Annotated in this window: 19 protein-coding genes; 9 read left to right on the forward strand and 10 right to left on the reverse strand. The window is 72.7% G+C overall.

The genetic code is table 11. The features are described from left to right. Position 1 precedes the first annotated feature (1 nt). Positions 2 to 742 (reverse strand): SDR family oxidoreductase, encoded by a 741-nt coding sequence (locus OHU35_RS10905; protein ID WP_405505229.1) that lies wholly within the window; start codon positions 740 to 742, stop codon positions 2 to 4. A 55-nt stretch (positions 743 to 797) separates the two neighbouring features. Between OHU35_RS10905 and OHU35_RS10910 the strand changes: the two genes are divergently transcribed. The 4 genes from OHU35_RS10910 to OHU35_RS10925 are packed head-to-tail and all read left to right on the forward strand — an operon-like array spanning position 798 to position 4209. Further along, positions 798 to 1583, forward strand: coding sequence for an enoyl-CoA hydratase family protein (locus OHU35_RS10910; protein ID WP_189728924.1), 786 nt, complete (start codon positions 798 to 800; stop codon positions 1581 to 1583). Continuing rightward, the gene (locus OHU35_RS10915; protein WP_189728926.1) at positions 1584 to 2420 is read left to right on the forward strand and encodes a CoA transferase subunit A; all 837 of its coding nucleotides are present in this window, start codon (positions 1584 to 1586) and stop codon (positions 2418 to 2420) included. Then, positions 2417 to 3160 (forward strand): CoA-transferase subunit beta, encoded by a 744-nt coding sequence (locus tag OHU35_RS10920; protein WP_189728928.1) that lies wholly within the window; start codon positions 2417 to 2419, stop codon positions 3158 to 3160. Before OHU35_RS10915 ends, OHU35_RS10920 begins: the two co-directional genes overlap by 4 nt. Further along, on the forward strand, positions 3160 to 4209 hold the full coding sequence (locus OHU35_RS10925) for a nitronate monooxygenase family protein (protein WP_189728935.1): 1050 nt from the start codon (positions 3160 to 3162) through the stop codon (positions 4207 to 4209). Before OHU35_RS10920 ends, OHU35_RS10925 begins: the two co-directional genes overlap by 1 nt. Positions 4210 to 4213: 4 nt before the next feature. On the opposite strand, the gene OHU35_RS10930 is transcribed toward OHU35_RS10925, so the two are convergent. From OHU35_RS10930 to OHU35_RS10940, 3 genes are read right to left on the reverse strand one after another with little or no spacing between them, the layout of a single operon-like run. Beyond that, on the reverse strand, positions 4214 to 5371 hold the full coding sequence (locus tag OHU35_RS10930) for an acetyl-CoA C-acetyltransferase (protein WP_189728937.1): 1158 nt from the start codon (positions 5369 to 5371) through the stop codon (positions 4214 to 4216). A 23-nt stretch (positions 5372 to 5394) separates the two neighbouring features. Further along, positions 5395 to 6003: a TetR/AcrR family transcriptional regulator gene (locus OHU35_RS10935; RefSeq protein ID WP_189728939.1), complete on the reverse strand. Its 609-nt coding sequence runs from the start codon at positions 6001 to 6003 to the stop codon at positions 5395 to 5397. Between the two features lie 42 nt (positions 6004 to 6045). Next, positions 6046 to 6834 (reverse strand): SDR family oxidoreductase, encoded by a 789-nt coding sequence (locus OHU35_RS10940; RefSeq protein WP_189728941.1) that lies wholly within the window; start codon positions 6832 to 6834, stop codon positions 6046 to 6048. A gap of 47 nt (positions 6835 to 6881) precedes the next feature. Here OHU35_RS10940 and OHU35_RS10945 point away from each other — a divergent pair, with 47 nt between their 5' ends. Further along, a complete protein-coding gene (locus tag OHU35_RS10945; RefSeq protein WP_405505230.1) occupies positions 6882 to 8021 on the forward strand; it encodes an acyl-CoA dehydrogenase family protein in 1140 nt (379 codons plus the stop codon). Continuing rightward, positions 8021 to 8983, forward strand: a complete 963-nt coding sequence (locus tag OHU35_RS10950) for an acyl-CoA dehydrogenase family protein (protein WP_405505231.1) — start codon at positions 8021 to 8023, stop codon at positions 8981 to 8983. Before OHU35_RS10945 ends, OHU35_RS10950 begins: the two co-directional genes overlap by 1 nt. Here OHU35_RS10950 and OHU35_RS10955 read toward each other — a convergent pair. The 3 genes from OHU35_RS10955 to OHU35_RS10965 all read right to left on the reverse strand — a co-directional run bounded on the left by OHU35_RS10955 (position 8955) and on the right by OHU35_RS10965 (position 12205). Further along, on the reverse strand, positions 8955 to 10613 hold the full coding sequence (locus OHU35_RS10955) for a cytochrome bc complex cytochrome b subunit (RefSeq protein WP_405505232.1): 1659 nt from the start codon (positions 10611 to 10613) through the stop codon (positions 8955 to 8957). The genes OHU35_RS10950 and OHU35_RS10955 overlap by 29 nt on opposite strands. Before the next feature lie 121 nt (positions 10614 to 10734). Then, positions 10735 to 11460: a vWA domain-containing protein gene (locus OHU35_RS10960; RefSeq protein WP_405505233.1), complete on the reverse strand. Its 726-nt coding sequence runs from the start codon at positions 11458 to 11460 to the stop codon at positions 10735 to 10737. 13 nt (positions 11461 to 11473) lie between these two features. Then, positions 11474 to 12205: an ABC transporter ATP-binding protein gene (locus tag OHU35_RS10965; RefSeq protein WP_189728951.1), complete on the reverse strand. Its 732-nt coding sequence runs from the start codon at positions 12203 to 12205 to the stop codon at positions 11474 to 11476. A 138-nt stretch (positions 12206 to 12343) separates the two neighbouring features. On the opposite strand from OHU35_RS10965, the gene OHU35_RS10970 reads away from it, so the two are divergent. From OHU35_RS10970 to OHU35_RS10980, 3 genes are read left to right on the forward strand one after another with little or no spacing between them, the layout of a single operon-like run. After that, positions 12344 to 15679 carry an FtsX-like permease family protein gene (locus OHU35_RS10970; protein WP_405505234.1) on the forward strand — a complete coding sequence of 1112 codons (3336 nt, stop codon included), beginning with the start codon at positions 12344 to 12346 and terminating at the stop codon, positions 15677 to 15679. A gap of 1 nt (position 15680) precedes the next feature. After that, positions 15681 to 18416, forward strand: coding sequence for an ABC transporter permease (locus OHU35_RS10975; RefSeq protein ID WP_405505235.1), 2736 nt, complete (start codon positions 15681 to 15683; stop codon positions 18414 to 18416). Then, the gene (locus tag OHU35_RS10980) at positions 18413 to 19381 is read left to right on the forward strand and encodes an ABC transporter ATP-binding protein (RefSeq protein WP_405505236.1); all 969 of its coding nucleotides are present in this window, start codon (positions 18413 to 18415) and stop codon (positions 19379 to 19381) included. The genes OHU35_RS10975 and OHU35_RS10980 overlap by 4 nt, the downstream gene beginning before the upstream one ends. A gap of 139 nt (positions 19382 to 19520) precedes the next feature. On the opposite strand, the gene OHU35_RS10985 is transcribed toward OHU35_RS10980, so the two are convergent. From OHU35_RS10985 to OHU35_RS10995, 3 genes are all read right to left on the reverse strand, one after another. Further along, the gene (locus OHU35_RS10985) at positions 19521 to 20984 is read right to left on the reverse strand and encodes a glutamate synthase subunit beta (protein ID WP_189728959.1); all 1464 of its coding nucleotides are present in this window, start codon (positions 20982 to 20984) and stop codon (positions 19521 to 19523) included. Further along, the gene (gltB, locus tag OHU35_RS10990; RefSeq protein WP_189729210.1) at positions 20977 to 25575 is read right to left on the reverse strand and encodes a glutamate synthase large subunit; all 4599 of its coding nucleotides are present in this window, start codon (positions 25573 to 25575) and stop codon (positions 20977 to 20979) included. Before gltB ends, OHU35_RS10985 begins: the two co-directional genes overlap by 8 nt. A gap of 384 nt (positions 25576 to 25959) precedes the next feature. Further along, positions 25960 to 26691, reverse strand: a complete 732-nt coding sequence (locus OHU35_RS10995) for a VIT1/CCC1 transporter family protein (RefSeq protein WP_405505237.1) — start codon at positions 26689 to 26691, stop codon at positions 25960 to 25962. Positions 26692 to 26760 lie beyond the last annotated feature (69 nt).

The following is a 26760-nucleotide window of genomic DNA, read 5'->3' on the forward strand; positions in this document are numbered from 1 at the left end:
CTCACAGCTCCTTGTTCGCGGTCGCGGCGTCCAGGAAGGCGGGGCGCTCCCCGCCCCCGTGGACGAGCAGGCTCGCCCCGCTGATGTAGGCGGCCGCGTCGGAGGCGAGGAACACCGCGGCCGCGCCGACGTCGGACGGCTCGGCGAGACGGCCGAGCGGGACGGTGCGGGAGACGGCGGCGAGGCCGTCCCGGTCGCCGTAGTGGAGGTGGGACAGTTCGGTGCGGACCATGCCCACGACAAGGGTGTTGACCCGGATGTCGGGCGCCCACTCCACGGCCATCGAGCGGGCGAGGCTCTCCAGGCCCGCCTTGGCGGCACCGTAGGCGGCGGTGCCGGGCGAGGGGCGGCCCCCGCTGACGCTGCCGATCATGACGATCGAGCCCTTGGTGCGCCGCAGGTGGTCGTGGGCGGCGAGGGACACGGTCAGGGGAGCCACCAGGTTGAGCTCCACCACGCGCGCGTGCCGCTCGGCGTCGGCCGCGGTGAGCAACCGGTGCGGTGCGCCGCCCGCGTTGTTGACCAGGACGTCCATCCGGGGCAGGCCGGCGAAGAAGCGGCGGACCGCGTCGGGGTCACGGACGTCCAGCGGTACGAACTCGGTCCCGGACTGCGGTACTTCCGGGGCCCGGCGGGCACAGACCACGACCTGAGCACCCGCCCCCACCAAGGCACGCGCGATGCCGGCACCGACGCCCCGGGTGCCGCCCGTGACGACGGCGACCTTCCCGTCCAGCTCCATGCGCTGCTACCTTTCCACCTAACAAACGTTTGGTGGAAAGGTAGCTGATGCGGCCATGGGTGTCTCCACCTCGTTCCCGGAAAAAGGCCTCGACGCGGAAAAGGCCGTCGCCGTCGTCACGGTCGACTTCCCGCCGGTGAACGCCTTGCCGGTGGCCGGCTGGTTCGCCCTGGCCGACGCGGTGCGCGCGGCCGGACGCGACCCGGAGGTGCGGTGCGTGGTGCTGGCGGCCGAGGGGCGCGGGTTCAACGCGGGCGTGGACATCAAGGAGATACAGCGGGACGGGAACAGCGCGCTGATCGGCGCCAACCGCGCCTGCGCGGAGGCCTTCGCGGCGGTGTACGACTGCGCGGTGCCGGTCGTGGCGGCGGTGCGGGGCTTCTGCCTGGGCGGCGGCATCGGCCTGGTGGGGAACGCGGACGTGATCGTGGCGAGCGAGGACGCGGTGTTCGGGCTGCCCGAGCTCGACCGCGGCGCTCTGGGCGCGGCCACGCATCTGGCCCGGCTGGTCCCGCAGCACCTGATGCGCGCCCTGTACTACACCTCGCGCACGGCGAGCGCGGCCGAGCTGCGCGCGCACGGCTCGGTGTGGCGGGTCGTGCCGCGCGAGGAACTGACGGCCGCCGCGATGGAGCTGGCGCGCGAGATCGCCGCGAAGGACGGGCAGCTGCTGCGCCTGGCCAAGGCCGCCATCAACGGCATCGATCCGGTCGACGTGCGCCGCAGCTACCGCTTCGAGCAGGGCTTCACCTTCGAGGCCGGTCTCAGCGGGGTGGCCGACCGGGTGCGGGCCGGCTTCGGGAAGGACGCGGGTTTCGGGCAGGAGAAGGAGGGTGCGTAGGTGAGCGACAAGACGATGACCGCCGACGAGGTCGTCTCCCGTCTGCACAGCGGCATGACCCTCGGCATCGGCGGCTGGGGCTCGCGCCGCAAGCCGATGGCCTTGGTGAGAGCGCTGCTCCGGTCCGGGATCACCGATCTGACCGTCGTCTCGTACGGCGGCCCGGACGTGGGCATGCTGGCCGCCGCCGGGCGCGTCCGGAAGCTGGTCACGGCCTTCGTCACCCTCGACTCGATCCCCCTGGAGCCGCACTACCGCGCGGCCCGCGAGCGGGGCGCCTTCGAACTGACGGAGGTCGACGAGGCGATGTTCATGTGGGGGCTGCGCGCGGCGGCGAACCGGCTGCCGTTCCTGCCGGTGCGGGCCGGGCTCGGTTCGGACGTGATGCGGGTCAACCCGGGCCTGCGGACGGTCACTTCGCCCTACGAGGACGGGGAGACGTTCGTCGCGATGCCGGCCCTGCGGCTCGACGCGGCCCTGGTGCACATGAGCCGCGCCGACCGGCTGGGCAACGGCCAGTATTTGGGCCCCGACCCCTACTTCGACGACCTGTTCTGCGAGGCGGCGGACACGGCGTACATCAGCTGCGAACGGATCGTCGACACGGCCGAATTGACGAAGGCGGGCCCGCCCCAGACGCTGCTGATCAAGCGTCACACGGTCACCGGCGTCGTCGAGGCCCCGAACGGGGCGCACTTCACGTCCTGCGCGCCCGACTACGGCCGGGACGAGGCCTTTCAGAAGACCTACGCGACCACACCCTGGCCGGAGTTCGCGGCCCGGTTCCTCGCCGGGGACGAGCAGGCGTACCGGTCGGCCGTCGAGGAGGGGACATGACGGGGGCAGGCCGCGCCGAGCACCGCGTGATCACTCGCGCCGAGTACTGCGTGATCGCCTGCGCCGAGGCCTGGCGGGACGACGGCGAGGTGCTGGCCAGTCCCATGGGGCTGATCCCCTCCGTCGGCGCCCGGCTCGCCCGGCTCACCTTCGCGCCGGACCTGCTGCTGACCGACGGCGAGGCGCTGCTCGTCCGCCCGGACGGTACGGCGGAGGGCTGGCTGCCGTACCGGCAGCACCTGGCCTGGGTCACCGGCGGCCGGCGGCACGTGATGATGGGCGCGAGCCAGATCGACCGGTTCGGCAACCAGAACATCTCCTGCATCGGCGACTGGGAGCGGCCCGAGCGGCAGCTGCTCGGCGTGCGCGGCGCACCGGTCAACACGCTCAACAACCCGACCAGTTACTGGATCCCGAGGCACTCCCGGCGGGTCTTCGTCGAGCGGGTCGACATGGTCTGCGGCGTCGGCTACGACCGTGCGGCCGGCGCGCGGCACCACCGCATCCCACGGGTCGTCTCGGACCTGGGCGTCTTCGACTTCGCCACCCCCGACCGCTCGATGCGGCTGGCGTCGCTGCACCCGGGTGTCACGGTGGAGCAGGTCAGGGAGGCGACGGGCTTCGAGCTGACCGTCCCGGACGAGGTGCCGCCGACCCGCGGACCGACCGCCGAGGAGCTCCGGCTGATCCGCGAGGTCGTCGATCCGGCCGGCGGGCGTGCCCGGGAGGTCGCCTCGTGATGGAGACGGCACTGACCCGGCTGACCGGCGTCCGCCATCCGGTCGTGCAGACCGGCATGGGCTGGGTGGCGGGACCGCGCCTGGTCAGTGCCACGGCGAACGCGGGCGCCCTCGGCATCCTGGCCTCCGCGACGATGACGCTCGACCAGCTTCGGGCGGCCGTACGGGAGGTCCGGGCCCGTACCGACGCGCCGTTCGGGGTGAACCTGCGCGCCGACGCGGCGGACGCCGGCGACCGCGTCCGGATCCTGGTCGAGGAGGGCGTCCGGGTCGCCTCCTTCGCTCTGGCCCCCTCCCGGGAGCTGATCGGCGAGCTCAAGGAGGCCGGCGTCGTCGTCATGCCGACCGTGGGGGCGCGGCGGCACGCCGAGAAGGTGGCGGCGTGGGGCGCGGACGCGGTGCTCGTGCAGGGCACGGAGGGCGGCGGGCACACCGGCGAGGTGGCGACGACGGTGCTGCTGCCGCAGGTGGTCGACGCCGTGGACATACCGGTCGTGGCGGCGGGCGGGTTCTTCGACGGACGCGGGCTGGTCGCGGCCCTCGCCTACGGGGCGGCGGGCGTGGCGATGGGCACGCGGTTCCTGCTCACGTCGGACTCGACCGTGCCGGACGCGGTGAAGGCGCGGTATCTGGCGGCGACGGTGCGGGATGTGACGGTCACCAGGGCCGTGGACGGACTGCCGCACCGCATGCTGCGGACGGAACTGGTCGACGCGCTGGAGCGCTCCGGCCGGGTGCGGGGTGCCCTCCAGGCGGTCCGCAGGGCGGCGGGCTACCGGAAGCTGTCCGGCACGAGCTGGCGCCGGATGTTCCAGGACGGCCGTGCGCTCAAGCACGGCAAGGACCTGACCTGGAGCCAGGTCCTGCTGGCCGCGAACACCCCGATGCTGCTCAGGGCGTCCATGGTGGACGGCCGTACGGATCTGGGGGTGATGGCGTCCGGGCAGGTCGCCGGGGTGATCGACGACCTGCCGTCCTGCGCGGAACTGGTGGAGCGGATCATGAAGGAGGCCGAGGACACCTGCCGAGGGTTCACCGCCCCTGGATGACGGCTCACAGCCTCTCGATGATCGTCACATTGGCCTGCCCGCCGCCCTCGCACATGGTCTGCAGGCCGAACCGGCCGCCGGTGCGCTCCAGTTCGTGCAGCAGGGTGGTCATCAGCTTCACGCCCGTGGCGCCCAGCGGATGGCCCAGGGCGATGGCACCGCCGTTGACGTTGACCTTGTCCGGGTCCGCGCCGGTCTCCTTCAGCCAGGCCAGGACGACCGGGGCGAAGGCCTCGTTGATCTCGACGAGGTCGATGTCGTCGATGGCCATGCCGGCCTTCTTCAGGGCGTGGGCCGTGGCCGGGATCGGGGCGGTGAGCATCCGGATCGGGTCCTCGCCGCGCACCGAGAGATGGTGCACGCGCGCGCGTGGGGTGAGGCCGTGGTCGCGCACCGCCTGCTCGGAGGCCAGCAGCATCGCCGCCGCCCCGTCGGAGACCTGCGAGGAGCAGGCGGCGGTGATCGTGCCGCCGTCGAGGACCGGCTTGAGCCCGGCCATCTTCTCCAGGGAGGTGTCGCGGCGCGGGCCCTCGTCGGCCGTGACCTCCCCGTACGGCACGGTCTCGCGGTCGAAACGGCCCTCGTCGATCGCCCGGGCCGCCCGCTGGTGGGAGCGCAGGGCGAACTCCTCCTGGTCCCGCCGGCTGACCCCCCACTTCGCGGCGATCATCTCGGCGCCCACGAACTGGTTCACGGGCTTGTCCCCGTACCGCGCCCGCCAGCCCGCGCTGCCGGCGAACGGCCCCTGGGTCAGCCCCAGGGGTTCGGCGGCCTGCCGGGTGGCGAAGGCGATGGGGATCATCGACATGTTCTGCACACCGCCGGCGACCACCAGGTCCTGCGTGCCGGACAGCACGGCCTGTGCCGCGAAGTGCACGGCCTGCTGCGAGGAGCCGCACTGCCGGTCGACGGTCACGCCCGGCACCTCCTCGGGCAGCCCGGCCGCCAGCCAGCAGGTCCGGGCGATGTCCCCGGCCTGTGGCCCCACGGTGTCCAGACAGCCGAGGACGACGTCCTCCACGGCGGCCGGGTCGACGCCCGAGCGGCGCATCAGCTCCCCCAGCGCGTGCGCGCCGAGGTCGGCCGGATGGACCGCGCTCAGCCCTCCCCCGCGCCGCCCGACGGGCGTCCGTACCGCTTCGACGATGTAGGCCTCGGCCATGACAACTCCCTCGCGGACAGTGGCTATTCGCGTACGGCGATCCCGTCCAGCACCATCGACAGGTACTGCCGGGCGATCTCCTCCGGGCTGTGCTGTCCGCCTGGGCGGTACCAGGACGCGGCGACCCAGACCGTGTCGCGCACGAACCGGTAGGTGAGCCGGACGTCGAGGTCGGCCCGGAAGGCCCGCTCGGCGACGCCGCGCTCCAGGGTGGACAGCCACGCCTTCTCGAACCTGCGCTGCGACTCGGCGAGGAACGCGAACCGCTCCTGCGCCACGAGCTGCTTGCTCTCCTTCTGGTAGATCGCGACGGCCGCGCGATGCCGGTCGATCTCCCGGAACGACTCCGTGACCAGGGCTTCCAGCGTCTCGCGCGGGCCGAGCGCGGCACCCAGGACGGCGTCGTAGCCGTCCCAGAGCTCGTCGAGGAAGGTGCGCAGGATCTCCTCCAGCATCGATTCCTTGGAGTCGAAGTGGTAGTAGAGACTGCCCGCGAGCATGCCCGCGTGGTCCGCGATCTTGCGGACGGTGGTGGCGTTGTAGCCCTGCTCGGCGAAGACCTCGGCGGCGGTGCCGAGGAGTTCGCCGCGGCGGTCGCGGGCGGCGGCCGCGGCGGGCTCTGTGGCGGTCACCTGGGGTTTCTTCTTCGTAGGAGGCACGGGTCCATTGTCGTCCTAGGGATGGCGGCTGCTGACGGAGACCACTTCCCCCGTCATGTACGAGGAGTAGCCGGAGGCGAGGAACACGATCACGTTGGCCACCTCCCAGGGCTCGGCGTACCGCCCGTAGGCCTCGTGTGCGGTCAGTTCGGCGAGCAGTTCGGGTGTGGTCACCTTCACCAGGTGCGGATGCAGGGCGAGGCTGGGTGCCACGGCGTTGACCCGCACCCCGTAGTCGGCCGCCTCGAGAGCCGCGCAGCGGGTCAGCGCCATCACGCCGGCCTTGGCGGCGGCGTAGTGGGCCTGTCCGGCCTGGGCGCGCCAGCCGACGACCGAGGCGTTGTTGACGATCACGCCGCCACGGGTGTCCTTCATGTGACGGAGTGCGGCCCGCACACACCGGAACGTGCCGTTCAGCGTCACGTCCAGGACGCGGGACCACTGGTCGTCGGTCATGTCGACGAGATGCGCGGTGCCGCCCAGCCCGGCGTTGTTGACCACGACGTCGAGGCGCCCGTGCTCCCGCACGGCCGTCTCGAAGAGCATGCGCACCTGCGTCTCGTCGGTGACGTCGCAGGGCACGGCGGCGACCGACGCGGCCCCGAACTCGGCGGCCAGCTCCGCCTCGTGCTCCTTGAGCCGCCGCGCGTGCGCGTCGCTGATCAGCACGCGTGCGCCCTCCTCCAGGAGGCGCCGCGCCGTGGCCCCGCCGATCCCCGCGCCGGCCGCCGCGGTGACGACGGCGGTCCGGCCCGTCAGCAGGCCGTGACCGGGCACGTACGACGGACTCTCGACGTCTGTCATGGGCTCACGCTAACCTACCAAACACTTGTTAGGGAAGGAGGGTAGTCGTGGACCTCGCGTTCTCCCCGGCGGACGAGGAGTTCCGCACCGAGGTGCGGGAATGGCTGCATGCGCATGTGCCGTGTGCGCCGTTGCCCTCCCTGGAGACGGCGGAGGGTTTCGCCGCGCACCGCGCCTGGGAGGCGGAGCTGGCCGCGGACCGCTGGTCGGTGGTCAACTGGCCGTCGGAGTACGGCGGACGGGACTCCGGTCTGCTGCGGTGGCTGCTCTTCGAGGAGGAGTACTACGCGGCGGGCGCCCCGGGCCGCGTCAGCCAGAACGGCATCCACCTGCTCGCCCCGACCCTCCTCGACCACGGCACCGAGGAGCAGCGGGCCCGGGTGCTGCCCGCGATGGCCTCCGGCGAGGTGATCTGGGCGCAGGCCTGGTCGGAGCCCGAGGCCGGTTCGGACCTGGCGTCGCTACGGGCGAAGGCCGTGCGCACGGACGGCGGCTGGTTGCTGAGCGGCCAGAAGACCTGGTCCTCGCGCGCCGCGTTCGCCGACCGCGCGTTCGGCCTGTTCCGCAGCGACCCAGAGACCCCGAAACCCCACCAGGGCCTGACGTATCTCATGTTCGGCCTGCGCGCCCCCGGCGTCACGGTCCGCCCGATCGCCCGTCTCGACGGCAAGCCGGCGTTCGCGGAGCTGTTCCTGGACGAGGTCTTCGTGCCCGACGCGGACGTGATCGGCACACCCGGCCAGGGCTGGCGGATCGCGATGTCGACGGCGAGCAACGAACGCGGGCTGATGCTCCGCTCCCCCGGCCGGTTCCTCGCCGCCGCGCGGCGGCTGGACGGGCTGTGGCGGGAGCGGGGCGGTCCGGTGTCCGCGCGGGACCGGGTGGCCGACGCCCTGATCGGCGCGCGGGCCTACCAGCTCTTCACGTACGCGGCGGCCTCCCGTTTCCTGGACGGCGAGGCGGTCGGCCCGGAGTCGAGTCTCAACAAGGTCTTCTGGTCCGAACTGGACATCGCGCTGCAGGAGACGGCCCTCGACCTCCTCGGCCCGGAGGGCGAGCTCGCGGACACCGACTGGGCGGAGCGGTACGTCTTCGCACTCGCCGGTCCCCTCTACGCGGGCACGAACGAGATCCAGCGCGACATCATCGCCGAGCGCCTGCTCGGCCTGCCGAAGGGGCGCCGCTGATGCGTTTCCTCCCCGACGCCGAGCAGCGGGCCTTCGCCGCCTCCCTGGACGCCCTGCTGACGGCGGCCGGCACACCGGCGGTGGTGCGGGAGTGGAGCCGGGGCGACCATGCGAGCGGGCGGCAGCTGTGGTCCCGTGTCGCGGAGGCGGGCGTGTTCGCGCTGGCGGTCCCCGAGGAGTACGAGGGCCTGGGGCCACGCCCCGTCGAACTGGCCGTCGCGTTCGTCGAGCTGGGCCGCCACGCGGTACCGGGCCCGCTGGTCGAGACGATCACGGCGGCGGTGCTCCTCACAGGGGCCGGCCCGGTGATCGCCAAGCGGCTGCTGCCTTCGCTGGCGTCCGGCGGGACGATGGCGACGGTGGCACCCGAGGGGGCGTTCGCCCTGGACGGCGACGCGGCCGGCCTCCGGCTCTCCTGGGCGCCCGACGGCATCCGCCTCTCCCCCGGCCACGGCCCCGTCCGCCCCTCACTCGACCCGGCCCGTCGCCTCACCCCTCTCTCCCCCGGCGGCGAAGTCGTCGGCACCGCCACGGAACAGGCCCTCGTCTGGGCCCGGCTCGCCACCGCCGCCCAGGCCCTCGGTGTGGGCCTCGCGCTGCTCGACAGAACCGTCGCGTACGTCAAGCAGCGCAGCCAGTTCGGGGTGCCCGTCGGCTCGTTCCAGGCGGTCAGGCACCGGCTGGCCGACGCGAAGATCGCCCTGGAGTTCGCGCGCCCGCTGGTGTTCGGTGCCGCGCTGACCCTGCGGCCGGCCGATGTCGCCGCCGCCAAGGTCGCCGCGTGCGAGGCGGCGTACGGCACCGCGCGTAGCGCACTGCAGCTGCACGGCGCGATCGGCTACACGGCGGAGTGCGACCTGTCGCTGTGGCTGACCAAGGCCCGGGCCCTGCGCACCGCCTGGGGCGCCCCCCAGGAGTGCCGGGCGCTGGTGGTCAGTGCGGCTGGTGATCGCCGCTGGTGATCTCCCGGTACTCCTCCGCCGTCGGCTTCTCGATCCGCGCGTCGGGCCCGAACATGGCGTTCGCGAGCCGGGCACGCAGCCGCTCGGACCGCTTGACCTTGCGGCGGACACCCCCCGCGTCGACCTCGCGCCCGACCTCGTACGGCGGCCGCTGTTCGTGCTGCGTGAGGGTGAACAGCCGGGCCTGCGAGAGAGGCTCGTGGATCTCGATGTACTCGCCGTTGGCCAGCCGTTTGATCGTGCCCGTCTCCATGCCGTGCAGCACTTTGGCGCGGTCGCGGCGCTGGAGGCCCATGCAGATCTTCTTCGTGACGATGAAGGCGGCGACCGGCAGCACGAAGACACCGATCCGCACGAACCAGGTGATCGCGTTGATGGACAGATGCAGATGGGTGGCCACGATGTCGTTGCCGCCGCCGATCAGCAGCACCGCGTACAGGGTCAGCCAGGCCACGCCCAGGCCGGTGCGCACGGGCGCGTTGCGCGGCCGGTCCAGGATGTGGTGCTCGCGCTTGTCGCCGGTGATCCACGCCTCGACGAAGGGATAGACGCCGAGGGCGAGCAGGATCAGCGGGAAGAGCGAGAAGGGGATGAACACGCCCAGGACGAGCGTGTGCCCCCAGAGGTTGATCTCCCATCCCGGCATCACCCGGATGAGGCCCTCGGAGAACCCGAGGTACCAGTCGGGCTGGGCACCCGTGGTGACCAGGTCGGGTCTGTAGGGGCCGAAGGCCCACACGGGGTTGATCTGGGCGACCGCGCCCATCACGGTCAGGACGCCGAAGACGAGGAAGAAGAAGCCGCCCGCCTTGGCCATGTAGACCGGCAGGAAGGGCATCCCGACGACCGACCGCTCTTTGCGTCCGGGGCCCGGGAACTGGGTGTGCTTGTGGTAGAAGACCAGGATCAGATGGGCCGCTACCAGGCCCAGCATGAGCCCGGGCAGCAGCAGGATGTGGACGGGGTACAGCCGCGAGATGATGTCCTCGCCCGGGAACTCCCCGCCGAAGAGGAAGAACGACAGATACGTTCCGACGATCGGGATCGACAGGATCGCGCCCTGCGCGAAGCGGATGCCGGTGCCGGAGAGCAGGTCGTCGGGGAGCGAGTAGCCGGTCAGGCCGGTGATGATGCCGAGCATCAGCAGGGTCCAGCCGAAGACCCAGTTGAGCTCGCGCGGCTTGCGGAAGGCGCCCGTGAAGAACACCCGCATCATGTGCACCAGCATGCCGGTGATGAAGACCAGCGCCGCCCAGTGGTGGATCTGCCGGATCAGCAGTCCGCCGCGCACGTCGAAGCTGATGTCCAGCGTGGACTCGAAGGCCTTGCTCATGAGCACGCCGTTGAGCTCCGTGTAGGAGCCGTTGTAGACGACCTCCTGCATGCTCGGCTCGAAGAACAGGGTGAGGTAGACGCCCGTGAGGATCAGCACGATGAAGCTGTAGAGGGTGACCTCGCCCAGCATGAAGGACCAGTGGTCCGGGAAGACCTTGCGCATGTTGGCCTTGGCCAGCCCGAAGAGCCCGAGCCGCCCGTCCGCCCAGTCGGCGAGCTTCTCGCCCTTGCCGGGAGGGGGACTCCGGCGAGCGGAGTCCGTCCCGTACGCCCGTCGTGCGCCGTCGTCGCCCATACGTCGTCGCCTCCCCGTCGGATCCTTCCCAGCGTGGCACGGCATCGCGACGGTGCAAATGGGGCGTATGGCCGGATAGGCCAAGGGGCGAGGTGGTTGGGCCAAGGGGGCGAGCGGGGGCTCAGGCCGGTGGCACGATCCCCTGGGCCCGCGCGGCGACCAGCCACTTCGGGAACTCGCCCACCAGCCGGTCGTACAGCTCGGCGTCCGGCACCCGCCGTGGATCCTCACCCGCGTGGAAGAACCCGGCGTTGTCGACGATCCGCTTGCCCGGCACGGCCAGGTCGTCCAGCTTGCGCAGGAAGTCGAACTGCTTGCCGCCCGGGTCGCCGAAGCCGATGAACTGCCAGAACAGCGGCAGCCTCGCCGCCTTGCACAGATACCGCTCGGCGGCGAGCTTGTTGATGGGGCCGCCGTCGGTCTGGAAGATCACGAGGGCGGGCTCCGTCGCACCGCTGTCGAGGTAGTGGTCGATGACGGCGTCCATGGCCAGGTGGTAGCTGGTCTTCCCCATGTGCCCGAGCCCGGCCACGATCCGGTCGATCCGCCCCTGGTGGTCGGCCAGGGCGATCCCGGTCTCGGCGTCGATGTCGGTGGAGAAGAACACGACCGGCACGGTGCCGTCGTCGTCGAGGTGCGCCGACAGTCCGAGCACCCGGTCGGCGAGCGCCTGCACACTGCCGTCCTTGTAGTACGGCTTCATCGAGCCGGAGTAGTCGACCACGAGGTAGACCGCGGCCCGCAGCCCGTCGAGGCCGTGTTTCGTGAGGGACACCCCGGCGCTCTTGTAGAGGTTCACCAGCGCGGGAGCGGTCTCCTGGACCTTGCTCAGACTGATCGCGACCATGGCCCCCACCTTCTCACTCCTCGACGACCACTCCGTCACTCAGTTCCAGCACCCGGTCGGCCAGGCCGAGGAGTTGGGGGTCATGGGTGGCGACGAGGGCCGTGACGCCCTCGCTGCGGACCACAGCCCGCAGCAGTTCCATCACCGCCAGGCCGGTCGCGGCGTCGAGCTGGCCGGTCGGCTCGTCGGCGAGCAGCAGGGCCGGGCGGTTGGCGAGGGCCCGGGCGATGGCGACCCGCTGCTGCTGCCCGCCGGAGAGCTCGGCGGGCCGCTGTGTCTCGTGGCCGGCGAGGCCCACCAGGGCCAGGAGCAGCGCCACCCGCTCCTCGCGTTCGCGCGGCTCGGCCCGGCGCAGCCGCAGCGGCACACCCACGTTCTCGGCGGCGGTGAGGATGGGGATCAGCCCGAAGGACTGGAAGACGAAACCGATCCGGTCGCGGCGCAGTTCCAGCAGCTCGCTCCCGCTCAGCGCCGACAGGTCGGTGCCGCCCACGACGACCCGGCCGCTCTGCGGGGAGTCGAGGCCGCCGATCATGTGGAGCAGCGTCGTCTTGCCGGAGCCCGAACGGCCTTTGAGGGCGACCAGTTCCCCGCGCCGGACGGCGAAGGAGGCTCCGCGCAGCGCGTGCACGGTCGTCGCACCCGTGCCGTAGGAGTGGTGCACGTCCGCCACCCGCAGCATCGGCTCGTCGGACGGGTCGTCGGCGAGGGCGGCACCGGACCCCGGGCTGGTGTTCTCGGTCATCACCGCATCCCATACGGAACCGGTCCGGATGGTCAAGAGTGGAACAACCCGCATTCGAACTCATGCGCAGAACCGGTAACTCCGTGATATGCATGCCGAGTTGGGGGAAGAGTGGCTCGGGCATCGGGTGGGGGAAGCGTGACCGGCTTACTGCTGCTGCGCCTGCGTGCGCATCGGCTGCTCCTTGTGGCCGCCCTGCTCGCCGTACTGCTGACCACCTCGGTGCTCGCCGCCCTCGCTGCCTTCTCGGGCTCCGTCGGGGACGCGGCGCTGCGCGGCGCCCTGGGCGGACGGGACGCGGTCTCCGCCTCCCTCCTCGTCGAGGCGGACGTGCCCCGGGAGCGGCGGGACGCGGCGCAGCGGGCGGTGGAGCAAGGGGCGCGTGAGGCGTTCGGCGGGCTGCCGGTGACCGTGCGGACGCTGGAGCGGTCCGGGCCGTACGCGCTGCCCCGTTCCCTCCAGGACGCCGACGCCCGCGCCGGGCAGCCCGATCTCACGCACCTCGCCGCCCTCGACCGGTCGCGGATCAAGCTGGTATCGGGCAGCCTGCCGGGCCCGGCCCCGGCGGACCGCACCGCAGCCGTTCCCGTCGCCCTGCCCGAGGCGGCGGCCGACCGGCTGAGGCTGCGGCCCGGGACGCGCGTCACGCTCACCGACCGGCTGGGCGGCGAGCCGCTCCGGGTACGGGTGACCGGCGTGTACCGGGCGGCCGACAGCTCCGATCCCTACTGGCAGGCGGACGCCCTCGGCGGCCAGGGCGTGCGCACCGTCGCCTTCACCACCTATGGGCCGCTGCTGGCGGACGAGTCGGTGCTCGCCTCCGGCCGCACCTCCGAGGACGGCACCGGCTGGGTGGCGACGGCCGACTACCGGACCCTGACCACCGACGGCATCGGCGCGCTCCGCGCGGCGATCGTCCGCGCCGCCGGGGCGCTGCGCGAGGACCCGGCGCTCGGGGGCGAAGCGGACGTGCGCACGGGGCTGCCCGAGGTGCTCGACGGGACGGGGCGGGCCCTGCTGGTGTCCCGGTCCACCCTGATGATCGTCTCGGTGCAGCTGGTGCTGCTCGCCGGGTACGCGCTGCTGCTGGTGGCCCGGCTGCTGGACAGCGAGCGGGCCGGTGAGACCGAACTGCTGCGGGCCAGGGGCGGATCGCGCCGCCGGATCGCCTCACTCGCCGCGCAGGAGGCGCTGCTGCTGGCGGTACCGGCCGCCGTGTGTGCCGCGCTGCTGTCCGGCCCGCTGGCCCGGCTGCTCGCCCGGTGGTCCTCGCTCGACCGGATCGGACTGCGGCTCGACACCGCCCCGGTGGGCCTGGTCTGGCTGGTCGCGGGCGGAGTGGCGGCGGCGTGCGCGCTGGCGGTCGTGGCGCCCGCGCTGGCGGCGACGGCGAGCACACCGGCGAGGCTGCGTCGGGTGCGGGCCGCGACGTCGGCGGCTCCGGTGCGGGCCGGAGCCGATGTGGGGCTGCTGCTGATCGCGGGCCTGGCGTACTGGCAGCTCGACCGGCAGACCGACGCGACCGGCGGCGGGGTGCTGAGCCGGGACCGGGCCGGGGAGCTGGGCATCGATCCGCTGCTGGTCGCGGCGCCCGCGCTGGCGCTGCTGGCGGGCACCGTCCTGACGCTGCGTCTGCTGCCGCTCGCGGCCCGGCTCGCGGAACGGCGGTCCGCCGGCGGGCGCGGGCTGCCGACGGCGCTGGCGGGGTGGCAGTTCAGCCGGCGTCCGCTGCGCGGGGCGGGTCCGGTGCTCCTGCTGGTCATCGCCGTGGCGACCGGAATGCTGGCGATCGGGCACGGCGCGTCCTGGGACCGGTCGCAGGACGACCAGGCCGACTTCCGGGCGGGCGCCTCCGTACGGGTCCTCGACCAGCGGCCCGGCAGTCCGGGGCAGTCCGGTCTCTACACCGGGCTCCCCGGGGCCCGGGACACCGCTCCCGCGCACCGCACCACCCTGGCCCTTTCCGGCGGCCGCCAGGCGACCGCCCTCGCCCTGGACACCTCCCACGCCGGGCAGGAGATGCTGATGCGCGGCGATCTCGCCGACGAGCCCCCGGCGAAGCTGCTGCGGGCACTGGCCCCGCCCGCGCGGGAGGAGGACCGGGCGATACGGCTTCCCGACGGCACCCGGCGGCTCGCGCTCGACGTGCGGATCACCGACGTGGCCGCACGCAAGGGACGCTCCCCCTCCGCCCGCGCGCCCCAGCTCACCTCGGTCGTCGAGGACCGGTACGGCATCGGGTACCGGCTGGGCGCCGGGACCGTCCCGGTGGACGGCCGGGTCCACCGGGTCACGCTCGACCTGGACCGGACGGCGACGGGCCTGCGCGCCGCCCCCGCCGGACCCTTGCGGCTGACCGGACTTCAGCTCGACGACACCTCTCCCGCCGGCGACGCCGAGAAGCACCGGTTCACCGTCGAACGGCTGCTCGCCACCGGCCGCGACGGCTCCGCCCGGACCGTGCCCGTGCCGGCCGGCACGGGCTGGCGGGGCGTGTGGTCGGTGACGGAGAACGGCGAAGTCGTCGACCGCTCGGCCGCGCGGCCCGCCGTGTCCGGGACCGCGCCGCTGACCGTGTCGTACGGCACCGGCTCCGACGGCGCCGAGCGTTTCGGAACGCCGCCGGTCTACACCGTCCGGGTCGCCACCGCCGGGGCGAAGGCACCGCGGGTCCTCGCCGCCGTCGCCACCCGGGACTTCCTGCGGGCGTCGGGGGCCGAGGCCGGGGACAGCATCGACGTACCGCTGTCCGGGGAACAGCTGCGGGTGCGGATCGCGGGGGTGGTCGAGGAGCTGCCGACCACCGCCACCGGCCTGGACGGAAAGGCCGTGGACGGCGGGGCCCTGCTGCTCGATCTGCGCGCCGTCGACGCCGTGCTGGCCCAGCGGGGCAGCGCGCCGCTCGACCCCACCGAGTGGTGGGTGAGCGCGGCCCCCGGCAAGGCCGCCGAGGTCGCCGCTACGCTGCGGGCGCGCCCCGACCTCGAAGCGCGGCAGGTACTGGTGCGGGACGAGACCGCCGCCGAGCTGCTGCGCGATCCGCTCGGCGCCGGGCCGCGCTCGGCGCTGACGGCCGTCGCGGTGGCCGCCGTGGCACTCGCCGCCGGGGGGTTCGCGGTGAGCGCCGCCGGGGCACGGCGGGAGCGGTCGGCGGAGTTCGCGGTGCTGCGCGCCCTGGGCACGCCCCGCCGGGATCTCGCCCGGCTGGTGGCGACGGAGCAGAGCCTGCTCATCGGGGTCGGCCTGCTCGCCGGACTCGGTCTGGGCACCGTCTTGACCCGGGCCGTCGTGCCGCTGATCGTGCTGACCTCCGGTGCCGCGCGGCCGGTCCCGTCCGTCCTCGTCGAACTCCCGCCGCATCGAGTGGCCCTGCTCCTCGCGGGCGTGGCCGCCCCGCTCCTGCTGATCACCGCCGCGTCGGCGCTGCGCCGTGCCGAGCCGGCGGTCGCGCTGCGCCATCAAGGGGAGGACTGAGATGCCGCCGAGGGAACAGGGTGCGCCCTGGGTGCGGACACGGCTGCGGGCCGCGCCGGTGGCCACCGTCGCCTTCGGTGTGCTGGTGCTGGTCACGGCGTTCCTCGCGGCCGTCCTGCCCCGGGCCGTCGAGGCGTACGAGACGGACGGGCTGCGCGCGGCGGTCGCCGGTGCCTCCCCCGAGTCCACCGTGCTGGAGCTGAAGGCGGTGCAGCCCGGTCTCGAACTGCCGGAGAAGGACCGTGCGGACGAGGTCCTGCCGAAGGCGCTGAAGGCCGTCGACGGCGCGGCGCGGTCCCTGCTGCCCGCACCGCTGCGGGCGGACCCGGCCGAGTCGGCGTACGGGGTGCGGACCGCGAAGAGCCTGGAGGCACAGGAGGCGTCGCTGCCCCGGCCCGACGGGCTGCCGCCCCGCTTCACCCTGGCCACGCAGTCGGGGCTGGCCGGTCACGCCACCGTCCGGGAGGGCCGGCTGCCGGCCGCGAAGACACCGGTCACCGTGGACACCAGGGTGGTGGAAGGAGCCGTGACCGCCGAGACCGCACGCACGCTGCGGCTGCGGACCGGCTCCACGCTCACCCTGGCCGACTTCCTGGACGGGCCGCTGACCGTACGGATCACCGGCATCGTCGAACCCCGGCACCCGCAGCGGAGTTACTGGTCCGCCGAGCCGGTCCTGCGCACACCTGGCCTGACCTCCACCGGAAGCCGTCTCCCGATGTTCTACTGGGAGGCGGGCGTCCTGCTGGCGCCGGGGGCCGCGCCGGCGCTGCTCGGCGGGCAGGGCGAGCCGGAGAAGTACTGGCGGTTCGCGCCCGCGACCGGGCGGCTCACCGGGTCGGACACCTCGGCGCTCGTCGAGGCGGTCGCCTCCCTGGAGGACGGGCCCGGGCTGGTGCGGATGCGCGGGGCCGCCGGTCCGACGGCCCAGGTGTCCACCGGCCTGGAGCAGATCGCAGGCTCCTACACCCAGACCCTTGACGCGATCACGCCCGTGGTCGCCGTCGCGGCCTTCGGCATCGCCGCGGTCGCCGTGGTCGTCCTGGTGATGAGCGGTGGCCTGGCCGCCGCCCGCCGGGACGCCGAACTCGCCCTGCTGCGCGCCCGGGGCGGCTCCCTGCCCGGCATCGCCGGGCGGCTGCTGGCCGAGGCCGCGGTGCCGGCGGTACCCGCGGCGGCGTGCGGTCTGCTGCTCGCGGTGCTCGTCGTGGACGAGGGCCGGCCGCTGCCCGGCGTCCTCGGGGCGGGCGCGGTGGCCCTGCTCGCCTGTGCCGTGCTGCCGGTGCGCGCGGTCATGGCGCATCGCAGGCCGCGCGCGCACCAGGAGCGCGACGACCTCGCCCATGCCAGGCCCGGCGCGCGCCGCACGGTCGCCGAACTGACCCTGCTGGTGCTGGCCGTGGGCTCGGTGGCGGCGCTGCGCCGACGCGGTACGGAGACGACGGGCGACCTGCTGGTGAGCGCCGCCCCGGTGCTCATCGGGCTGGTCGCCGCGCTGGTCCTGGTACGGCTGTACCCGCTGCCCCTGCGGTGGGCCGCCGGCCCGGCCGGGCGGCTGCGCGGCGTGGTCGGGTTCCTGTCGCTGGCCCACGCGGGCCGCTCCCCGGCGGCGGTCGCCACGCTGCCGCTGCTGGCCCTGCTGACGGCCCTGACGACGGCCGCGTTCGGGGGGTCCGTGCTGACCGGCGTGGCGGACGCCCGGGACCGGGCCGCGCTGCTGGAGACGGGCGCGGACGTACGGATCTCCACGACCGACGGCGGCCCGCTCCCGGCGGGGCTGGCCCGGGTGGTGGGAGAGGTGGCGGGCGTGGGGCAGGTCGTGCCCGTCGGCGTCGAGTTCGCCTCGGAGCGCGCGTCCGACACGACGCGGTCGCTGACGGTGGTCGGGGCCGAGCCGGACTCCTACGCGGGGCTGGCCCGGCAGATGGGGCTCGGGGGGTTCGAGGCCGACCGGCTGCGGTCCGGGGGCGGGGTGCGGGACGCCGTCGCCTCCCCCGAGGTCGCCGAGCGGCTCGGGCGCGAGCCGCGCCGGATCATGCTGCCGGGCGGAGCCGTCACGGTGCGCATCACCGCCGTGCGCCCCCGTACCCCGGCCGTCCCCGAGGGCGAGTTCCTGCTGGTCGACGCGGCGGGGCTGAAGGACTTCCGCCGCCCCACGGTCCTGCTGGCGGCCGGTGCCGGGCTGGACGCGAAGGCGCTGCGGGCGGCCGTGCGCGGCGCCGGGCCGGAGCTCTCCGTGGAACTGCGCGGCGAGGCACGCGCGGCGCTGTCCGACTCGCCGCTGCAGTCGGGCGCGGAACGGATCTACGTCTGGGCCGTCGCGGGAAGCGCGGGGTACGCCCTGCTCGCCCTGGTGCTCGGGCTGCTGCGGTCGGCACCGGAACGAGCGGCGCTGCTGGCCCGGCTGCGCACCCTGGGCCTGACGGCCCGCCAGGGGCGGCGGCTGCTGGGCCTGGAGGCGCTGCCCCAGACGCTGCTCGCGGCCGGCGGGGGCATGGCCGTCGGCTGGGCCACGGTGGGGCTGCTCGCCCCCGGCGTCGACCTGGAGCGGCTGGCTCTCCCCGACGCGTCCGGCGTCACGGCGCCGGGTGGTGCCGCGCTGCGGGCCGATGTGTGGTCCCTGGCCCTGCCCGCCGCGGGCGCGGTGCTGCTGGCAGGAGCGGTGGCCGTCGCGCAGGCCTGGTGGGCGGGACGCCGGACACCGATCACTCACCTCAGGGCAGGAGACATGCGATGAGCGGTACGACGGAGTCGCTCGCGGAGCTGGAGCGGCGGGCGGCACACCACCGCGACCGGCCCGCGTACGGGCACGACGCCCTGATCGCCTGCGACCGGCTGGTGCGCATCTTCGCCAAGCGCGGCGGCGGGGACGCCGTGGAGGTGCAGGCGCTCCAGGGGCTCGATCTCCTGGTGCGCGAGGGCGAGTTGATGGCCCTGGTGGGGGCGTCCGGCAGCGGCAAGTCGACGTTGATGAACATCCTGGCGGGCCTGGACGTCCCGACCGCGGGCGCCGCGAAGGTCGCGGGCCGCGATCTGCTGGCGATGGACGCGAAGACCCGGTTGCGTTACCGGCGCGAGGTGGTCGGCTTCGTCTGGCAGCAGACGGCGCGCAATCTGCTGCCGTATCTGACGGCGGCGCAGAACGTCGCCCTGCCCCTGCAGCTGGCGGGCGCCTCGCGCCGGAAACGGGCCGGACGGGCGGACGACCTGCTGGCCATGCTCGGTGTCGCCGACTGCCGGGACCGGCGTCCGGGGCAGTTGTCCGGCGGTCAGCAGCAGCGCGTCGCGATCGCCGTCGGCCTGGCCAACGCCCCCGCCGTACTGCTCGCCGACGAGCCGACCGGCGAACTGGACTCGGCGACCGGCCAGCAGGTCTTCGCGGCGTTCCGCCGGGCCAACGAGGAGCTGGGCACGACGATCGTCATCGTCACGCACGACCAGGCCGTCGCCGGCGAGGTCCGCCGCACGGTGGCGATCCGCGACGGCCGCACCTCGACGGAGGTACTGCGCCGCACGGAGGTCGACGAGGCGGGCCAGGAGTCCCTGGTGGCCCGCGAGTACGCGATGCTCGACCGCGCGGGCCGTCTGCAGCTGCCGGACGAGTACACGACGGCCCTGGGCATGGCGGACCGGGTGCTGCTGGAACTGGAGGAGGACCACATCCAGGTGTGGCCGGACCGGAACGGGAGCGAGAACGGCTGACGGCCCCGGACATGCGACAGCGCCTGCCCGGTCGTCCGGTCGGGGACTGTGGGGCAGGCGCCATCTCGGGGGGTCTGGGGGGTATCCCCCCAGATATCCCGCCCGTACGCCTTTGTACGGGACGTTCTGGGGGTGCGCGTCAGACCATCAGCGCACGGTCCGTCGGGCGGATCGGGGCCGGCAGCTCGCTGACACCCGTGAGGCGGCGGTCCACCCCGCGCGCGGCCGAGCGGCCCTCCGCGATCGCCCACACGATGAGCGACTGGCCGCGGCCCGCGTCACCGGCGACGAACACGCCCGGCACGTTGGTCTGGAAGTCGGCGTCGCGGGCGATGTTGCCGCGCTCGTCGAGGTCCAGGCCGAACTGCTCCACGAGGCCGTTCTCCCGGTCGGTGCCGGTGAAGCCCATGGCGAGGGTGACCAGCTGGGCGGGGATCTTGCGCTCGCTGCCCGGCTTCGGGGTCAGCTTGCCGTCGATGAACTCCACCTCGGTGAGGTGCAGCCACTGGACGTTGCCGTCCTCGTCGCCCTCGAAGTGGGTCGTCGAGACGGAGTAGACCCGCTCGCCGCCCTCCTCGTGCGCGGAGGTGACCTTGTACAGCATGGGGAAGGTCGGCCACGGCTGGGAGGCCGTGTTCCGCTCCTCGCCCGGGCGGGGCATGATCTCCAGCTGCGTGACGGAGGCCGCGCCCTGGCGGTGGGCGGTGCCCACGCAGTCCGCGCCGGTGTCGCCACCGCCGATGACCACGACGTGCTTGCCCTCGGCCGTGATGGGGGGCGCCACGAAGTCGCCCTCCTGGACCTTGTTGGACAGGGGCAGGTACTCCATGGCCTGGTAGATGCCCTGGAGCTCGCGGCCGGGCACCGGCAGATCGCGGGCCGTGGTCGCGCCGACGGCCAGGACCACCGCGTCGTACCGCTTCTTCAGGTCCGTCGCCTTCAGGTCGCGGCCGATCTCGATGCCCGTGCGGAAGCGGGTGCCCTCCGCGCGCATCTGCTCGATACGGCGGTTGATGTGCCGCTTCTCCATCTTGAACTCGGGGATGCCGTAGCGGAGGAGGCCTCCGATACGGTCCGCGCGCTCGTAGACGGCGACCGTGTGACCGGCCCGGGTCAGCTGCTGGGCGGCGGCCAGACCGGCCGGGCCCGAGCCGATGACCGCGACCGTCTTGCCGGACAGGCGCTCCGGGATCTGCGGGGCGACGTCCCCGGTCTCCCACGCCTTGTCGATGATCGAGACCTCGACGTTCTTGATGGTGACGGCCGGCTGGTTGATGCCGAGCACACACGCCGACTCACAGGGAGCGGGGCACAGACGGCCCGTGAACTCCGGGAAGTTGTTCGTCGCGTGCAGCCGCTCCGAGGCGGCGGCCCAGTCCTCGCGGTAGGCGTAGTCGTTCCACTCGGGGATGAGGTTCCCCAGCGGACAGCCGTTGTGGCAGAACGGGATGCCGCAGTCCATGCAGCGGCTGGCCTGCTTGCTGATGATGGGCAGCAGGGAGCCGGGGACGTAGACCTCGTTCCAGTCCTTGAGGCGCTCCTCGACCGGGCGGGACTTGGCGACCTCGCGGCCGTGGTTCAGAAAGCCCTTCGGGTCAGCCATTGATCGCCGCCTCCATCATCTTCTCGTGGGTCTCGGTCTCGGAGAGACCGGCTCGCTCGGCGGCGTCCTTGGCGGCGAGCACTGCCTTGTACGTGCTGGGGATGATCCTGCTGAAGCGCTCGACGGCGGTGTCCCACTCGGCCAGGAGCTTCTCGGCGACGGTCGAGCCCGTCTCCTCCTGGTGGCGGCGGACCACGTCGTGCAGCCACTGCTTGTCGGTGTCGTCCAGCGGCTCGACGGCGTCCACGTTGCCGACGTTGACGTTGTCGCGGTCCAGGTCGATGACGTACGCGATACCGCCGGACATACCGGCCGCGAAGTTGCGGCCCGTCTCGCCGAGCACCACCGCGTGACCACCGGTCATGTACTCGCAGCCGTGGTCGCCCACACCCTCGGAGACGACCGTGGCGCCGGAGTTGCGGACGCAGAACCGCTCGCCCGTACGACCGCGCAGGAACAGCTCGCCGCCGGTCGCGCCGTAGGCGATGGTGTTGCCCGCGATCGTCGAGTACTCGGCGAGGTGGTCGGCGCCGCGGTCCGGGCGGACGATCACACGGCCGCCGGAGAGGCCCTTGCCGACGTAGTCGTTGGCGTCGCCCTCCAGGCGCAGCGTGACACCGCGCGGCACGAAGGCGCCGAAGGACTGGCCGGCGGAGCCGGTGAAGGTGATGTCGACGGTGTCCTCGGGCAGGCCCGCACCGCCGAACTTCTTCGTCACCTCGTGGCCGAGCATGGTGCCGACCGTGCGGTTGATGTTGCGGATCTGCACCTGGGCGCGCACCGGCTGGGCCTCGGTGGCGTCCGAGGCGGACAGGGCGTCGGCGGCCAGCTTGATCAGCTGGTTGTCGAGCGCCTTCTCCAGCCCGTGGTCCTGGGCGATCAGCTGGTGGCGCACCGCGCCCTCGGGCAGCTCGGGCACGTGGAACAGCGGCTCCAGGTCCAGGCCCTGCGCCTTCCAGTGGTCGACCGCGCGGGTGACGTCGAGGGCCTCGGCGTGGCCGACGGCCTCCTCGATGGAGCGGAAGCCCAGCTCGGCGAGGATCTCGCGGACCTCTTCGGCGATGTACTTGAAGAAGTTCACGACGTACTCGGCCTTGCCGGAGTAGCGCTCGCGCAGCGTCGGGTTCTGGGTGGCGATGCCGACCGGGCAGGTGTCCAGGTGGCAGACGCGCATCATGACGCAGCCGGAGACGACGAGCGGCGCGGTCGCGAAACCGAACTCCTCGGCGCCGAGCAGCGCGGCGATGACCACGTCACGGCCGGTCTTCAGCTGACCGTCGGTCTGCACGACGATGCGGTCGCGCAGGCCGTTGAGCAGCAGCGTCTGCTGGGTCTCGGCGAGACCGAGCTCCCAGGGGCCACCGGCGTGCTTGAGCGACGTCAGCGGCGAGGCACCCGTACCACCGTCGTGGCCGGAGATCAGGACGACGTCCGCGTGCGCCTTCGAGACACCCGCGGCGACCGTGCCGACGCCGACCTCCGAGACCAGCTTGACGTGAATCCGCGCCTGCGGGTTCGCGTTCTTCAGGTCGTGGATCAGCTGGGCCAGGTCCTCGATGGAGTAGATGTCGTGGTGCGGGGGCGGCGAGATGAGGCCGACGCCCGGCGTCGAGTGACGCGTCTTGGCGACCCACGGGTAGACCTTGTGGCCGGGCAGCTGGCCGCCCTCGCCGGGCTTGGCGCCCTGGGCCATCTTGATCTGGATGTCGTCGGCGTTGACCAGGTACTCCGAGGTCACACCGAAGCGGCCGGAGGCGACCTGCTTGATGGACGACCGGCGGGCCGGGTCGTACAGACGCTCCGCGTCCTCGCCGCCCTCACCGGTGTTGGACTTGCCGCCCAGCTGGTTCATGGCGATGGCGAGGGTCTCGTGCGCCTCCTGGGAGATGGAGCCGTACGACATGGCGCCCGTCGAGAACCGCTTGACGATCTCGGAGACCGGCTCGACCTCGTCGATGGAGATCGGCTGCCGGCCCGACTTGAAGCCGAACAGGCCGCGCAGCGTCATCAGCCGCTCGGACTGCTCGTTCACGCGCTCGGTGTACTTCTTGAAGATGTCGTAGCGGCCGGAGCGCGTGGAGTGCTGGAGACGGAAGACCGTGTCCGGGTCGAACAGGTGCGGCTCGCCCTCGCGGCGCCACTGGTACTCGCCGCCTATCTCCAGCGCGCGGTGCGCCGGGGCGATGCCGGAGGCCGGGTAGGCCTTGGCGTGGCGGGCGGCGACCTCCTTGGCGATGACGTCGATGCCGACGCCGCCGATCTTGGTGGCCGTGCCGTTGAAGTACGCCTCGACGAAGGTCTCGTCCAGGCCGACGGCCTCGAAGACCTGGGCGCCGCGGTAGGAGGCGACGGTCGAGATGCCCATCTTGGACATGACCTTCAGCACGCCCTTGCCGAGGGCGTAGATGAGGTTGCGGATGGCCTGCTCGGGCTCGATGCCGGGCAGGAAGGTGCCGGCGCGGACCAGGTCCTCGACGGACTCCATCGCCAGGTACGGGTTGACGGCGGCGGCGCCGTAGCCGATGAGCAGGGCGACGTGGTGCACCTCGCGGACGTCGCCGGCCTCGACCAGCAGGCCCACCTGGGTGCGCTGCTTGGTGCGGATGAGGTGGTGGTGGACGGCCGCGGTGAGCAGCAGCGACGGGATCGGCGCGTGCTCGGCGTCCGAGTGGCGGTCCGACAGGACGATCAGCCGGGCGCCGTTCTCTATCGCGGCGTCGGCCTCGGCGCAGATCTCCTCGATGCGCGCGGCCAGCGTGTCACCGCCGCCGTGCACCCGGTACAGGCCGGACAGCGTCGCGGCCTTGAAGCCGGGCATGTCGCCGTCGGCGTTGATGTGGATGAGCTTGGCCAGCTCGTCGTTGTCGATCACCGGGAAGGGCAGCAGCACGCTGCGGCAGGAGGCCGCGGTCGGCTCGAGCAGGTTGCCCTGCGGGCCCAGCGCGGAGCGCAGCGAGGTGACGAGCTCCTCGCGGATCGCGTCCAACGGCGGGTTGGTGACCTGCGCGAACAGCTGGGTGAAGTAGTCGAAGAGCAGCCGCGGGCGGTCCGAGAGCGCCGCGATCGGCGAGTCGGTGCCCATCGAGCCGATCGGCTCGGCACCGGCCTTGGCCATCGGCGCGAGGAGGACGCGCAGCTCCTCCTCGGTGTAGCCGAAGGTCTGCTGGCGGCGGGTGACCGAGGCGTGGGTGTGGACGATGTGCTCGCGCTCGGGCAGGTCGCCCAGCTCGATCTCGCCGGCTTCCAGCCACTCCGCGTACGGGTTCTCGGCGGCGAGCTCGGCCTTGATCTCGTCGTCCTCGATGATGCGGTGCTCGGCGGTGTCCACGAGGAACATGCGGCCGGGCTGGAGGCGGCCCTTGCGGACGACCTTGGCCGGGTCGATGTCCAGGACGCCGACCTCGGAGCCGAGGACGACGAGGCCGTCGTCGGTGACCCAGTAGCGGCCGGGGCGCAGGCCGTTGCGGTCGAGCACGGCGCCGACCTGGACGCCGTCGGTGAAGGTGACACAGGCCGGGCCGTCCCAGGGCTCCATCATCGTGGAGTGGTACTGGTAGAAGGCGCGCCGGGCCGGGTCCATGGAGTCGTGGTTCTCCCACGCCTCCGGGATCATCATCAGCACGGAGTGCGGCAGGGAACGGCCGCCCAGGTGCAGGAGTTCGAGGACCTCGTCGAAGGAAGCGGAGTCGGAGGCGTCCGGCGTACAGACCGGGAAGATCCGGTCCAGGGCCTTGTCGTCGGAGCCGAAGAGGTCCGAGACGAGCTGCGACTCGCGGGCCACCATCCAGTTGCGGTTGCCCTTGACGGTGTTGATCTCACCGTTGTGCGCGACGAAGCGGTAGGGGTGGGCCAGCGGCCACGACGGGAACGTGTTCGTCGAGAACCGGGAGTGGACGAGCGCGACCGCGGAGGCGAAGCGGCGGTCGGACAGGTCCGGGAAGAAGGGCTCCAGCTGGCCGGTGGTCAGCATGCCCTTGTAGACGATGGTCCGCGCGGACAGCGACGGGAAGTACACGCCGGCCTCGCGCTCGGCGCGCTTGCGCAGCACGAAGGCCTTGCGGTCCAGGGCGATGTCCGTCGAGGAACCGTCCGAGACGAAGATCTGGCGGAAGACCGGCATGGTCGACCGGGCGGTGGCACCCAGCAGCTGGGGCGCGACCGGCACCTCGCGCCAGCCGAGCACGGTGAGGCCCTCTTCGGACGCGAGCGTCTCGATCTTCGAGACGGCGTCGGCGGTGGAGTCCTCCGGCAGGAAGGCGATGCCGACGGCGTATCCGCCGGCCTCGGGCAGCTCGAATCCGGCCACGTCACGGAAGAAGGCGTCCGGAACCTGCGACAGGATGCCGGCGCCGTCGCCGGAGTCGGGCTCGGAGCCGGTGGCACCGCGGTGTTCGAGGTTGCGCAGGACGGTCAGAGCCTGCTCGACCAGGGTGTGGGACGCCTCGCCTGTGAGGGTGGCGACGAAGCCGACGCCGCAGGCGTCGTGCTCGTTGCGGGGGTCGTACATACCCTGCGCAGCAGGGCGAGCATCCATGAACGACCAGTTCTGGCCATTCGCGGAGTGCTGGGACGGCTGGCGCGGCGTACGCATCGGCTCTCCCGTCGTCGTCATGTGGCATATGCAAAGTGCCGAGGGACGACGTTGGCCCTCTGCGTGATCGCAAAATTTCGTGCAGGTTACATGATGGAGCGGTTCTCGGGAAGCGGGATAATCCGTTCCAACATGCGGACACCGCAGGTGCGCGGCGGGGGTTCCGCGCGGACGGTGGAAGCTATGGGGGCCGGCACGGAACGACCGGGTGAGATCGATGCCCGCCGGGCCCGATGGCGGGAACGGGCGTCTTCGCCCATCCCGCTGGGGGTGCGCGGTGAGCGTCGTTGCCCGCAGCGCTTACGGCTCATGCCCCGTGGTTGCGTATCCGAAACCAGCGAGTAACGGCTACTTATGCGGCCCAACGCATAAGTCCGAGCCGAACTATCCTACGGCCGTTCCGAACAGGGTGCCCAGGGCGTACGTCACACCGGCCGCCGCGCCTCCCAGGAGCAGCTGCCGCAGCCCGCTGTACCACCAGGTGCGGGCCGTCACCTTGGCCACCACCGCTCCGCACAGGAAGAGCCCCAGCAGCGCCAGGAGCACGGCGGGCCACAGGGTGCTCGCACCCAGCAGATACGGCAGTACGGGGATCATCGCGCCCAGCGCGAAGGAGCCGAAGCTCGACACCGCGGCCACGGTGGGCGAGGGCAGATCGCCGGGGTCGATGCCCAGCTCCTCGCGGGCATGGATCTCCAGCGCCTGCTCGGGATCCTTCGACAGCTGCCGGGCGACCTCCCGGGCCAGCCGCGGCTCGACGCCTCTCGCCTCGTAGAGCGAGGCGAGCTCGGCCTCCTCGTCCTTCGGGTGCTTGCGCAGCTCACGCCGCTCCACGTTCAGCTCGGCCTCGACGAGCTCGCGCTGCGAGGCCACCGAGGTGTACTCGCCGGCGGCCATGGAGAAGGCGCCGGCGGCCAGACCCGCGAGTCCGGTGAGGATCACGGTCTGCTGACTCACGGATCCGCCCGCGACGCCGGTCATCAGGGCGAGATTGGAGACGAGACCGTCCATCGCACCGAACACCGCGGGACGCAGCCAGCCGCCGTTCACGTCCCGGTGCGTGTGGTTGTCCCGGTGCGCCTCGTGCAGCGTCGCCTCGGTCTCGATGATGGCCATGAAAGATCCCCGATTCCCTTGCTTCAACGGCTTCTTTGGACGAGTTCCAGATTTTTATAACACCCAAAA

Origin of the sequence: Streptomyces purpurascens (assembly GCF_045040895.1) — a bacterium.
GTDB lineage: Bacteria > Actinomycetota > Actinomycetes > Streptomycetales > Streptomycetaceae > Streptomyces > Streptomyces purpurascens.

What these genes read in the sequence shown, in the direction of transcription:
- OHU35_RS10905 (WP_405505229.1), bottom strand. Translation starts at nt 742, where the DNA reads ATGGAGCTGGACGGGAAGGTCGCCGTCGTCACGGGCGGCACCCGGGGC.
- OHU35_RS10910 (WP_189728924.1), top strand. Translation starts at nt 798, where the DNA reads ATGGGTGTCTCCACCTCGTTCCCGGAAAAAGGCCTCGACGCGGAAAAG.
- OHU35_RS10920 (WP_189728928.1), top strand. Translation starts at nt 2,417, where the DNA reads ATGACGGGGGCAGGCCGCGCCGAGCACCGCGTGATCACTCGCGCCGAG.
- OHU35_RS10925 (WP_189728935.1), top strand. Translation starts at nt 3,160, where the DNA reads ATGGAGACGGCACTGACCCGGCTGACCGGCGTCCGCCATCCGGTCGTG.
- OHU35_RS10930 (WP_189728937.1), bottom strand. Translation starts at nt 5,371, where the DNA reads ATGGCCGAGGCCTACATCGTCGAAGCGGTACGGACGCCCGTCGGGCGG.
- OHU35_RS10940 (WP_189728941.1), bottom strand. Translation starts at nt 6,834, where the DNA reads ATGACAGACGTCGAGAGTCCGTCGTACGTGCCCGGTCACGGCCTGCTG.
- OHU35_RS10950 (WP_405505231.1), top strand. Translation starts at nt 8,021, where the DNA reads ATGCGTTTCCTCCCCGACGCCGAGCAGCGGGCCTTCGCCGCCTCCCTG.
- OHU35_RS10955 (WP_405505232.1), bottom strand. Translation starts at nt 10,613, where the DNA reads ATGGGCGACGACGGCGCACGACGGGCGTACGGGACGGACTCCGCTCGC.
- OHU35_RS10960 (WP_405505233.1), bottom strand. Translation starts at nt 11,460, where the DNA reads ATGGTCGCGATCAGTCTGAGCAAGGTCCAGGAGACCGCTCCCGCGCTG.
- OHU35_RS10965 (WP_189728951.1), bottom strand. Translation starts at nt 12,205, where the DNA reads ATGACCGAGAACACCAGCCCGGGGTCCGGTGCCGCCCTCGCCGACGAC.
- OHU35_RS10975 (WP_405505235.1), top strand. Translation starts at nt 15,681, where the DNA reads ATGCCGCCGAGGGAACAGGGTGCGCCCTGGGTGCGGACACGGCTGCGG.
- OHU35_RS10980 (WP_405505236.1), top strand. Translation starts at nt 18,413, where the DNA reads ATGAGCGGTACGACGGAGTCGCTCGCGGAGCTGGAGCGGCGGGCGGCA.
- OHU35_RS10985 (WP_189728959.1), bottom strand. Translation starts at nt 20,984, where the DNA reads ATGGCTGACCCGAAGGGCTTTCTGAACCACGGCCGCGAGGTCGCCAAG.
- gltB (WP_189729210.1), bottom strand. Translation starts at nt 25,575, where the DNA reads ATGCGTACGCCGCGCCAGCCGTCCCAGCACTCCGCGAATGGCCAGAAC.
- OHU35_RS10995 (WP_405505237.1), bottom strand. Translation starts at nt 26,691, where the DNA reads ATGGCCATCATCGAGACCGAGGCGACGCTGCACGAGGCGCACCGGGAC.